Origin of the sequence: Streptomyces cavernae, from assembly GCF_004023625.1 — a bacterium.
Taxonomy (GTDB): Bacteria; Actinomycetota; Actinomycetes; order Streptomycetales; family Streptomycetaceae; genus Streptomyces; species Streptomyces cavernae.
Window position 1 is genome coordinate 1 of sequence record NZ_RPDJ01000095.1, and the last position, 10,095, is coordinate 10,095.

The 10,095-nt window shown below is 68.9% G+C and carries 12 protein-coding genes and 1 pseudogene; 7 read left to right on the forward strand and 6 right to left on the reverse strand.

Annotated features, from left to right (window positions below; genetic code table 11):
• Nucleotides 1–138 (reverse strand): sigma factor (locus EF387_RS45960; RefSeq protein ID WP_274389003.1); only part of this gene is annotated, 138 nt, incomplete at its 3' end.
• A 399-nt stretch (nucleotides 139–537) separates the two neighbouring features.
• On the opposite strand from EF387_RS45960, the gene EF387_RS49280 reads away from it, so the two are divergent.
• Together EF387_RS49280 and EF387_RS49860 are read left to right on the forward strand one after the other, a co-directional pair.
• Entirely contained in the window at nucleotides 538–2,169 is a 1,632-nt protein-coding gene (locus EF387_RS49280; protein ID WP_155589853.1) for an ATP-binding protein, read from the forward strand.
• A 208-nt stretch (nucleotides 2,170–2,377) separates the two neighbouring features.
• The gene (locus EF387_RS49860) at nucleotides 2,378–2,656 is read left to right on the forward strand and encodes a hypothetical protein (RefSeq protein WP_338058175.1); all 279 of its coding nucleotides are present in this window, start codon (nucleotides 2,378–2,380) and stop codon (nucleotides 2,654–2,656) included.
• Here the strand turns inward: EF387_RS49860 and EF387_RS49865 are convergent.
• The 4 genes and pseudogenes from EF387_RS49865 to EF387_RS45985 all read right to left on the reverse strand — a co-directional run.
• Nucleotides 2,617–2,817: pseudogene (locus EF387_RS49865) on the reverse strand (hypothetical protein); the annotation flags it as partial. The gene EF387_RS49860 and the pseudogene EF387_RS49865 overlap by 40 nt on opposite strands.
• Nucleotides 2,814–3,275 carry a nuclear transport factor 2 family protein gene (locus EF387_RS45975; protein ID WP_128382516.1) on the reverse strand — a complete coding sequence of 154 codons (462 nt, stop codon included), beginning with the start codon at nucleotides 3,273–3,275 and terminating at the stop codon, nucleotides 2,814–2,816. The pseudogene EF387_RS49865 and the gene EF387_RS45975, both read right to left, overlap by 4 nt.
• Nucleotides 3,272–4,216, reverse strand: a complete 945-nt coding sequence (locus tag EF387_RS45980) for an SDR family NAD(P)-dependent oxidoreductase (RefSeq protein ID WP_128382517.1) — start codon at nucleotides 4,214–4,216, stop codon at nucleotides 3,272–3,274. Before EF387_RS45980 ends, EF387_RS45975 begins: the two co-directional genes overlap by 4 nt.
• Nucleotides 4,217–4,230: 14 nt before the next feature.
• A complete protein-coding gene (locus tag EF387_RS45985) occupies nucleotides 4,231–5,136 on the reverse strand; it encodes an oxidoreductase (protein WP_128382518.1) in 906 nt (301 codons plus the stop codon).
• Nucleotides 5,137–5,201: 65 nt separating this feature from the next.
• Between EF387_RS45985 and EF387_RS45990 the strand changes: the two genes are divergently transcribed.
• The 4 genes from EF387_RS45990 (at nucleotide 5,202) to EF387_RS46005 (ending at nucleotide 7,854) form a co-directional block, all read left to right on the forward strand.
• Nucleotides 5,202–5,819 (forward strand): TetR/AcrR family transcriptional regulator, encoded by a 618-nt coding sequence (locus tag EF387_RS45990; protein WP_128382519.1) that lies wholly within the window; start codon nucleotides 5,202–5,204, stop codon nucleotides 5,817–5,819.
• Nucleotides 5,820–6,148: 329 nt separating this feature from the next.
• Nucleotides 6,149–6,565: a hypothetical protein gene (locus tag EF387_RS45995; RefSeq protein ID WP_128382520.1), complete on the forward strand. Its 417-nt coding sequence runs from the start codon at nucleotides 6,149–6,151 to the stop codon at nucleotides 6,563–6,565.
• 123 nt (nucleotides 6,566–6,688) lie between these two features.
• The gene (locus tag EF387_RS46000) at nucleotides 6,689–7,495 is read left to right on the forward strand and encodes a hypothetical protein (protein ID WP_128382521.1); all 807 of its coding nucleotides are present in this window, start codon (nucleotides 6,689–6,691) and stop codon (nucleotides 7,493–7,495) included.
• A gap of 26 nt (nucleotides 7,496–7,521) precedes the next feature.
• Entirely contained in the window at nucleotides 7,522–7,854 is a 333-nt protein-coding gene (locus EF387_RS46005; RefSeq protein WP_128382522.1) for a hypothetical protein, read from the forward strand.
• Nucleotides 7,855–7,926: 72 nt separating this feature from the next.
• On the opposite strand, the gene EF387_RS46010 is transcribed toward EF387_RS46005, so the two are convergent.
• Nucleotides 7,927–8,886 carry an SMI1/KNR4 family protein gene (locus EF387_RS46010; RefSeq protein WP_238432098.1) on the reverse strand — a complete coding sequence of 320 codons (960 nt, stop codon included), beginning with the start codon at nucleotides 8,884–8,886 and terminating at the stop codon, nucleotides 7,927–7,929.
• 785 nt (nucleotides 8,887–9,671) lie between these two features.
• Here EF387_RS46010 and EF387_RS46015 point away from each other — a divergent pair.
• Nucleotides 9,672–10,004, forward strand: a complete 333-nt coding sequence (locus tag EF387_RS46015) for a DUF1648 domain-containing protein (protein ID WP_238432099.1) — start codon at nucleotides 9,672–9,674, stop codon at nucleotides 10,002–10,004.
• Nucleotides 10,005–10,095: the final 91 nt, after the last annotated feature.

The window sequence follows — 10,095 nt, forward strand, 5'->3', positions numbered from 1 at the left end:
CTTGACCAGGGTGCTCTGGACCAGGTCTTCGGCCTCGTGGAAGTCGCCGGTGAGCAGGTAGGCGCATCTGACCAGCCGGGGCCAGTGCGCGGTGACGAAGTCCGCGAAGTCGGCATCGGGGTCCGTGTCGCTGTGCACAGGGAGCTCCTCGGCGTTCGGGGTCGGATGGTCCGTTTCCGGTGTTGCCGTCGAAGGCCGTCCTGAGCGACCCTCTCTCCAACTCTGTCGTTAGGGGTTGCGAAGGGCGCGGCGGGAGACACGGCGAGCGACCGGCTCGCGGCGACGAGGACCGGCAGGAACAAGGCCGGCACCGAACTGCCCAGCATCGGCGCCGAGGCGATACGGCAGCCCAAGGCGGGAGCCGAGGACTTCTGGGCGTCGGCGACCAGGAAGTCCGCCAAGAGCGGGACCGCCGCGTCCGGCCGGGGCGGGCGCGCCCTGGCCGCCGGAATCTCCCGGATCTGGCTGGACGGCCGGGTCCACGCCGACCTCGACCGCAGCACCGCCCAGATTCCGCTGGGTAGGCCCGCGGACGCCTTGAAGGGGACCCAGGTGGAGGCCCTGGGCTGGGCCTTCCGCAATCCGTCGACGACTGATCCGCAGACCATGCCAGCCGAGATCTCCGTGGCGCGTACGTCGATCCTCGACGGCGTGCCGGTGGCGCAGCTCTTCTCACCGCAGGTCGCCGCGGGCCTCAGACCGAAGGGGTTCAGCGGCGGGCCGGTGCTCGCCGGCACCCTCGCCGGGTGTGTGGCCGTGGGTGTCGTGCGCTGGATGCAACCCGACGACATCGACCCCACGCGCGCGGTGGGGGGCACCGTCTACGCCTCCCCGGCCGAGGACATCATCGCGCGCTGGCCCCGACTCGCCCCGCGGCGAACGGTGTTGGAGGAGCTCGCCGGCGAACCGGGAAGCCCCGGCCGGGCCTTGGTGGCAGGTTTCCTCGACACCCACCTGAGTGGCCCCGGCGGCACTCTCCCGTTCGCCGGACGCACCGCTGAACTCGCCGCGCTGGACGCCTGGTTGGCGGACCCGGAGGCCTCGGCGTACCACCTGATCAGCGGTGGCGCCGGCACCGGCAAGAGCACGCTGCTCACCCGCTGGGCCGAAACCCTCGCCCGACGGTCGGACCCGGCCCTGCACATCGTGTTCGTCCCCGTCAGCCTGCGGTACGACGCCGCCGGCGCCCACCACCTGGTCCACGCCCTGGTGCACCGGCTGGCCCGGGTTCACAGGCGGCGCCACGACCCCACGGCCGGTTTCGAGAAGCTGCGCGACACCCTGTCCGAACTGCTTGGCCGGCCCGCACCCCCGGGGACGACCGTCCTGGTCATGGTCGACGCGCTGGACGAGGCCGACGGCTGGGAGCCGGGCAACCTCTGCCTTCCGCGCCGCCCCGGAAAACGCGTACGCATCGTGCTCACGGCCCGTCGCACCCGCACGCGGGCCACGGCCCAGGCGTGGCTGGAGTCACTGCGTCTGGACCCCGGCAGCGCCACGACCCTCCTCGGCGGACTCGGCGAGGACGCGGTCGCCGAACTGCTGCACGAGGCCCTGCCCGGCAACAGCGGCCGTACCGCCGACATCCTGCGGGCCGTAGCACCGGACCTGTGGCGGCTCACCCGCGGGGACCCGGTGACCACCGCCCTGTACCTGCAGGATCTGCGGCTGCGTTCCGAACACGACCTGGACCGCTGGACCGCCCGGCTACGGCAGGCCCGCCCGGGCCTCGTGGGCTACGTCGAACGCTGGTGGCAGGACCAGAAGGCGCTGCCGGACGACCATCGGCACCAGCGCCGGGTGGACGACGCCCGCTGTCTCTTCGGTCTGCTGGCCCTGGCACGCGGACCACTGACCGAGGGCGAACTGCGGCTGCTGGTCTCCCGGATGCTGGAGGAGAAGGTGAGCGGGGACCGGGTGCGGTCTGCCCTGGGTCTGCTGGACCGGTTCACCCTCCCCGGCAGCGAGCCTGCCTCCGTCGCCCTCGCTCACCCGCTGCTCGCCGAAGTGCGTGTCCGGGAGCTGCGGGAGAGCTACGAACTGGACGAGTACCGGCGGGCGTACCTGGACTGGGGCCGGGAGTCCGTCGCCGCCCTCTGGGCATCCGGCCCGCGTACGGTAACGCGTCGACGAACACCGCACCGCGCGAGTGGTCGTTCCGCTGCGTAGCTTTGCCTCCTCGTCCCACGTCAGGAGCGGCCGCAGCCTGCGCTGTTCCAGAGGGGGGTAGGGGGAGGGGATCACTACGGGATCAATAAGGGATTGAGCGTCATCCTGGGGCTGGGTAGGCGTCACATTGCGCCGGGGACTCCCATTTGACTCCGGGTAGGCGTCATTCTGACGTATCAGATGGTCAGAAGGCTCCGGAGAGTCCGGGGTGCCAGCCAGCGAGCCGGCCGGCTCGCCCTGGCTGTCGTCGTCGAAGGTGATGGCCTCGATCAGGTTGTCCTGGTACTGCCGTGGCTCCTGCCGCATGGCCGCCAGCAGCGGCAAGTTCACCCGCGTCAGGTTCGAGATCGGCTTGCCCGTCCTCGGATTCACCCAGCGCACCGACTTCACCAGACCGCGCGCGGCCAGCTTGCCCTTCACCCGCTGCGCCGTGCTGCGCGAGGTGCCGCAGTCAGCCGCGAGGCGGCCCTCGCTCGGCCAGCAGTAGCCGTACATGTCGGTGTAGTTGGTCAGTGCCAGCAACAGCAGCTTCTCGCTGCCGTCCAGGTCTTTGGCCTCGAAAACGAGACGGGTGCGGCTCTTCCTCAGTGAGCTGGTGATGCCGTGGGAGCCGTGTAAGTGGTGCCAGGAGCCGGCCGGCGTGCTCATATGACTGGGGTAGGCCCTGGCAAGTGGGCGTTCTCCTGGTGCGTGGCGGTGAGCTTGACGCTGCTGAGGCGCCAGCCGTGCGGTGTCCGGATGGCCTCGTTGTCGTAGAAGCCGACGACCAGCCATCGGTCCGGCCCGCCGCCTGCCCGTTCTTCCGGCACCCAGTGTTCGGCGCGGACATGCGCATGGAGGGTCGCGCGGTCGCCGTCGATCTCGACGACGTGACCTGTGATGGTGTGGTGGGTGGCGGAGAAGGGGGCGAAGGCTTGGTCCAGCACTTGGACGTACTCGTCGAGCGGCACGGTCATGGGCGGCAGGCCGATGACCGAGGAGAAGTCGAGGGCCACGGAGTCTGTGTAGACAAGGGCGGGGAGGCTGTTGAAGTCCTTGAGGTCGGCGATGTCGGCGTAGCGGCCCATCAGCTCGATCAGTTCGATGCGGTCGGCGAGCGTGGTCATGAAGGACTCCCTGCGGACTCGGGTTCGGGCGTGGGCGCGGATTTCGGGTTCCGGGACCGGTGGCTCATGGTGAGGATGGCGTCCACCAGCCGGGCCGGCAGGAATCGTGTGAGGGGGATGATGAAGGCGGCGTCCGTGCCGAGGGTGTACCGGGCGCGCGGGCGGGGCGTGGTCGCCACCCTGGCGATCTTGGCCCCCGCCTTCGCCGCCGGTAGGGCGCGTTCGAGAAAGGCTGTGTTGGACGCCACCGTCGCGTTGATGAGGTGACTGTAGAGATGCTGGTGTTCGGTGCTCATCGCGGCGGCGAGTTCGAGAGAGAGGTCACCGCTACGGGCGGCCATCTCGGTCCGGACGCCGCCGGGCTGGACGACGACCACCTGCACGCCGTGCGCCGAGACCTCACGGCGCAGGGAGTCGCTGGCCGCTTCGAGGGCGAACTTGGTTCCCGCGTATGCCCCGAAGACAGGCAGCGCAGCCACCCCGCCCACGGAGCTGATGTTGACGATTCTGCCCCGGCTCCGCCGCAGGAAGGGCAGGAGTTTCTGGATGACGGAGATGTGTCCGAAGAGGTTCACCTCGAACTGCTCGCGCCACAAAGCAAGAGGGAGCACCTCGACGGGGGCGTTGATCTCGATCCCCGCGTTGTTGACCAGGACGCGCAGGACGCGCCGCTCAGGGTCGTCGGCGATCCGCCGGGCCAGGGCCTCGATGTGTTCCGGGACGGTGATGTCCAAGGTGACCGGTTCGATGCCGTCGGCCCGGACGGCGTCCGCCTCGCTGTCGGTGCGTACCCCGGCGAGGACGTGGTAGCCCATCGCGGCGAGGGCCTGCGCCGTCGCGGCTCCGATGCCCGACGAGGCGCCGGAGACGACGACGAGTTCGTCCGGCTTCCGAGGGTTCTTCCGCTGGTCTTTCCGCGCGTCTTTCGGTGGACGGATCACAGAGGCGGGTCCTTTCACGAGGCAGGGGTCGCGGGCGCGTCTAGGGGGAAGCGCGTGCCGGTCAGTTCCTCCGACACCTCCCACAGCCGCCGTGCCGCCGAGCCGTCACGTGCTCGGGCGGACCGTCCGACCGGCGTCGGCGCGCCGCGCATGCCCCAGAGCCGGTCGGGGCCGACATAGCTGTCGCCGGGAAGGTCCGCGGTAGCGGCGTACAGGGTGGGCAGGGCGCCCTCCTCGGCGCTTTGGGCGACGAGTCCGACGAGGAACTTCTCGACGCGGAGACCGAGGGAGGGTTTCCTCTCCGTTCGCATCAGGTTTGTCGAGGAGATGCCGGGGTGTGCGGCCGTCGAGATGACGGGTGATCCCGCGCGGGTGAGTCTGCGCTGGAGTTCGGCGGCGAACAGGAGGTTGGCCAGCTTGGACTGCGTATAGGCGGTGTTGGGCCGGTATGGCCTGCGCTCCCACTGGAGGTCGGAGAAGTCCAGGGAGCCGATCCGATGCCCGAGCGAGGCCACCGTCACGACCCGCTCCCTGATGCGCGGAAGGAGCAGGTTCGTCAGGGCGAAGTGGCCCAGGTGGTTGGTCCCGAACTGCAACTCGAATCCGTCCGCGGTCCGGGAGAGCGGCCCCAGGGAGAGACCGGCGTTGTTGACCAGCAGATCGACGGGGCCGGGGAGGCCGTGGGCGAAGGCCCGTACGGAGGAGAGGTCGGCGAGATCGAGGGCGCGGACCTGGACCGGGCCCGTCATGGTCGCCGCCGCTGCCTCCCCCTTCTCCGGATCGCGTACGGCCAGGACGACCTGCGCACCGCGCTCCGCGAGAACACGGGCGGTGACGAGTCCGATCCCGCTGTTCGCGCCGGTGACGACGGCGGTGCGGCCGGTCAGGTCGGGAAGGTCGGCGGGGGAGTATTTGGACACACTGCGAGAGTAGGCATTAGCAACATTGTTGTCAATGAAAACATTGTGTTCTGTAGGCTGCTCCCATGCCTGACACCACCGAGCGGCGGCCCTACCACCACGGGAATCTCCGCACGGACCTGCTCGACGCGGCGGAGCGCAGCCTGAGGGCGCATGGGGTCGAGCAGCTCTCCTTGCGGGACCTGGCACGGGACGTCGGCGTGAGTCACGCGGCGCCCCGCCGGCACTTCACAGACCGGCGCGCACTGCTCGACGCCCTCGCCGAGTCGGGCTTCATACGCCTGGGTGCGAAGCTGCGGGCCGCGGTGAACGAGATCGACGACGAGGACGACCTGCCCGCTCGCCTGTACGCGTTCGCGTCGGCCTACGTCCGGTTCGCGACCGAGAATGCCGAGCTGACCGGGCTGATGAACTCCAGCAAGCACCGCCCGGGGGCGACGGCGGTCGCCGAGGCCGCCGCAGCCGCGTTCGGCCAGATCAGCGACCTGATTGAAGAGGGCCAGGAGCGCGGCGAGTTGGAGGGGGATGACCCGGAAGACATCGGACTCATCATCTACGCAACAGTCCTGGGGATCACGTCCATGCTCAACAGCGGCATGATCGAGCCCGCACGGCTCGAAGGACTCGTGGGCACCGCGGTGACACAGTTCCTGCGAGGCGCCCGCCCGACGGAGCCGCGCTGACCAAATGCCAAGATCGCACCCCGCCTCTCCCCCCGGCCGGCGGCGCTCGCTGCTACGGGTGGGCGGGATGGCATCCAGCAGGGCGCGAGCTGGGTGGCATCGTTTGAACCGGCTACGTCCCTGTGTGCACCGGCTTCGCCCGCCACCTCTCCAACTTTGGCTCGAGCGGCTCAATCCGCCCCGTAGGTCATCCGACACGGGTGCGGCTTTGTCTGAGACGCCATCCGCTTTCCGAACGTGATCCGTTGGTTCGACTGTGATGGGCATGAACTCCGCTGTGCGGCAGGAGAGATGGGGCGATTCGTCCGCTCGCGTTGTGGAGGTGGCTGGTGCCGTCAGTGCTCGGTCTGCTGGGGGCCCGGGAGAAGAAGATCCGGGAGGCGGAACACGCACTTCAGCGGCTGGTGGATGCCCGTGCAACGGTGGCCGAGGTACTGGCCGGGCCGCCGTCCGCGGTCGCAGATCCGGTGCGAAGTGCTGTCACGGGATCACTGGTGCCGCACCGGGCCGACGGCATGACGGCGTCGGTCCTCTCGCCGGACTACCAGCGGATCGTGGCGGTGCTGCAGTCGGAAGCGGGCCGGGAGGGCATGCGGTGCCAGCAGCTGGCTGCGGCCCTGGGACTGGAGGCGGTCCCAGCGAAGGTCGAGGGGGTGCGGTCGAAGGCGAAACGCCTGGTGGAACGGGGATGGGCCCTGCAGGTGCGGCCGGGAGTGTTCACCGCGCTCGCGGCCTCGGACGGCTGAAGCCGCCCGGGCGGCGTCCGGCCAGGCGGCCGCTCATCAGCATGGTCATCGACCACAGCACCATGGCTTCGTGCATGGCCGGCACCGGCTGTGGAGCTGGTCGGCTGGTGCTATGACAAGCCGGTGGGCAAGGACTACATGACCCGCGGCGAGGCGTGCCTGAAAAACATCGGGTCCGCAGACCTGGTGTTCGTCGACACCGGTCGGGAGGTGACGATCGGCTTCGCCAAGTTCGACTTCGAGCAGCGCATCAAGGCCTACCCGAACAAGGGTGCCTCCGGGTCGGACTTCGCGGAGTTCGACCAGCAGATCGCCATCATGCCGGTCCAGATCGACCAGGAACTCGAAGGCGTCACGATGAAGTGGAACGTCCAGTCGACGTGCTCGTCGTGTGTGACGTCGAAGACTCGGTGGGCCGACAACCAGAACAACAAAGCGGGCGACAACGCCTACTGGGACGCGGACGACTGGAGCCAGTACAGCGGCCGTTGGGGCACCATCCAGACCACCTGGTCCGGCACAGCCAAGGAGAGCATCGACCTGGGCTGGTCGGTGACCGCGACCGTAGACGCCAGCGACGCCGCGACCGCGACGGCGGACTTCGGGAGCTCTGGGATCAAAGAGGTACGGGAGCTTGCGCCGCGCTGCGACGCCATCGTCAGGGGCTCGGCACCAGGCTGCGTGCTGCCATTCTTCAAGCTGAACTGGACGGTGGACACCAACCTGTACCCGGCCGCCGGCGCGTACTACTGGTACATGGAGCAGGTCATGCCCGATCACGCCGGTTCCAAGCGCTGGGACTCGCTGATGCACTACCTGGGCCCGGACACGCCGGTGAAGAACAGCACTGGCGTACGTGGACGTCGGAAAACAGCCGTACGCGTGTGTGTGACAGCACCTGGAGCGTGCACCCGTCCGACACGTCGGTAGGGTCGGTCGACTGTGACGAGTTCGCGATGGCCTCGACGCACGAGTCCGGCGGCTACCCCAAGAGCGTGAACCTGGTGACGTCGGGCAGCAAGTGCGCCCAGCTGTTCACCGACAAGATGGGCGACGGTTCGGCGAACTTCGGCATCCTCGCGGATACCCGCACGGCGACGAACGGGCCGAGCGGCACGGAGCGGTGCGGGCGTGCGGCGATCCCGAGCGTGCAGAATCAGCGGGCGTTCAGTGGATTCCCGGCCTCGTCCTGGCGGATGCTGGACGGTGACGGGTTCTTCGTAACCCTCCCGGGATTCGAGCACTGCACGTCCGCCGCGACGACCTGCACGTGGCGCAAGATCGGCTGACGTAGCCTGCGCGACAGCAGGTGAAGCACGAAGGGGCCAGCCCACCGGCGCCGGCCCCCTTCTCGTGTGTGGTCAGCCGGTAAGGGGCTGCCAGCGCGCTTCTTGGACCGCGTCTAGCCTGCTGCCCCACACCAGCGCCCCACCGACCAGGCCGGGCTTGTCCCGCGTGGCCAGGGCCGGAGCCTCAAGCATGTCGGCGACATCTTCCAGGTAGGTGACCAGCGTTTCGAGCTCGTCACCGGGGCCTTCGTTGTAGCGGGACCAGCGGCCCAGGTAGCCGGTCACGGCGTCCAGGTACAGGCCTGAAGTGCTGTCAGCCGGGCCCAAGGCGACAACCGGAATCCAGGTTGCCTTCCACACGGTGATCCGCTCCTCTTCGGGGCGGTCGGCGTTGAGGGTGTCCTCGTGGGCCTGAGTGTCCATCCGCTGCCGGTAGGCGGCGGCCACGGTGTCCAGGGTCATCAGAGCCCTATTGCCCGGAAGGCACCCCCAGCCGTCGCTCCCCTCGTCACCCGCAGTCAGGAGCCACAGGACCCGCAGCTCGAGGGGTATCTGAATGCCGAGGTCCTCTTCCAGGGCGGCGATGGCGGCAGGGTTGGCGCCGGCGCGGAGCGCAGCATAGGAGTCGGGGGCGTTGTGCTTGAGCCAGCCGGTGATGCGATGCCAGGCGTCCGCTATTTCCCGCACGGTGACCGCAGCGGCAGCAGGGTCGGCAGGACGGTGCTGGTGTCGGCCCTGCTCCTGCTCGTGAGCCTGGTCCTGGGCGTTCGTGGAGGACTCGGTGGAGGGGGCCGCTCTCAGAAACCGGATCTCGATCCGGTCCGGCTCGCGGATGTAGCCGACGGACGGGTCGGGGCAGTCCTCGAACATGTCGCCGTCAACCCTCACGGTCAGGATGCCGGGCAGCCCCGAAGGCCGACCCATGTCAGGATCGTCGGCCAGCTGGCCGGCCAGGACCTTCAGCCCGTAGGGAACGCCGGTCCCTAACTGGGCGGCGGTGTCGCGTACGTCCGGCTGGATTTCGACCTTCACGGCCTGGTGCTCCTTGCTGGTCGGGTGGAGGGCTGTGCCACTCACACAGTAGAACGCCCCGCTCATCGGACGTGCTGGGCGCGCAACTCGTATCCGCATGCGCACGGGGCCAGACCTCCCAGCGGCCCTGCACCGCCACAGGGGGCTTGGAGGCGGCGTGGTGGCGCTGCGGTCACCGATAGTGGGAAACCCTCACCACCGCCCTCACCAACGTCGACGGTCAGGAGGCCTGGCGCCACCGCGATGAACAGCGCCGCAAACAGCGAGATGAACAGCGGGAGAAAGTGCGCCAGGAGCAAGCACACCAGGCGGCCACCTGGGGCCAGAGTCCCGCACCGGACGCGGAGGTGGGCCAGCTGGTGCAGCAACGCGAGCCGGAGCCTGCCCCGCCGGCGCCGTGCGCGCGATGCCATCTGCCCATCACCAGGCAACCCGGCTCCGGCAACGAGTTCGTCCCGCCCGAGGACGGCCGCCACTGCGACAGCTGCCGGATCGACCTCCGACAGCAGCCGCCGGGCCTACGCAAAGCGCTCTTCGGCCGCCGTACCTAGGCCGGTGTCCAGGGCCCGTCCGGCGTGAGTGCCTGTTTCACTCTGGGTGTTGAGGGGTCGTTTGGGCTGTCTGATGAGCTGGCGGTGTCAGCTCCAGACTGTCTCTGGTGCGCGAACAAGCCTGCTTAGTTACCTGTCACTTGACGCAGCTTCAGGGGTGAGGGCCATGAAGGCGGGCCCTGAAGTAGGCTGCCATTGTTCTATTTCAATGAGAACAATGCACAAGGGGGAGTCGTGACCGTCATTCGCAGGTGTGCCCTGACGGCCGTTCCGTTCGGCGGCGCTATCGCCGCCTACGTCGGTATCTTCCTGGCGAGCTACGACCGGCTGCCCGGGCGGATCGCCACCCACTTCTCGGGGGATGGTGGGGCTGACGGCTTCATGAGCCGGACCGCCGCGCTGTGGTTCGGCAGTGGCCTGCTCGTGGGTCTTGGGCTGCTGTTCACAGTGCTGACCCTGGTCTCCAAGGAGAGCCCTGGGGCGAGGTTGACCGCCGCGGTCGGCGCCGGTACAGCAGTCACGCTCGGCTATCCCTTAGCCTCGATCCACCGATGGGGCCGAGAGTGATCTTCTGATGGGCTTGTGAGCCGGGTGTGGAGCGGTTGCCGTGGACTGGGCAGGCGTTGTCTGCTGGTCTGCCCAGCTCTTCCACGTAGGC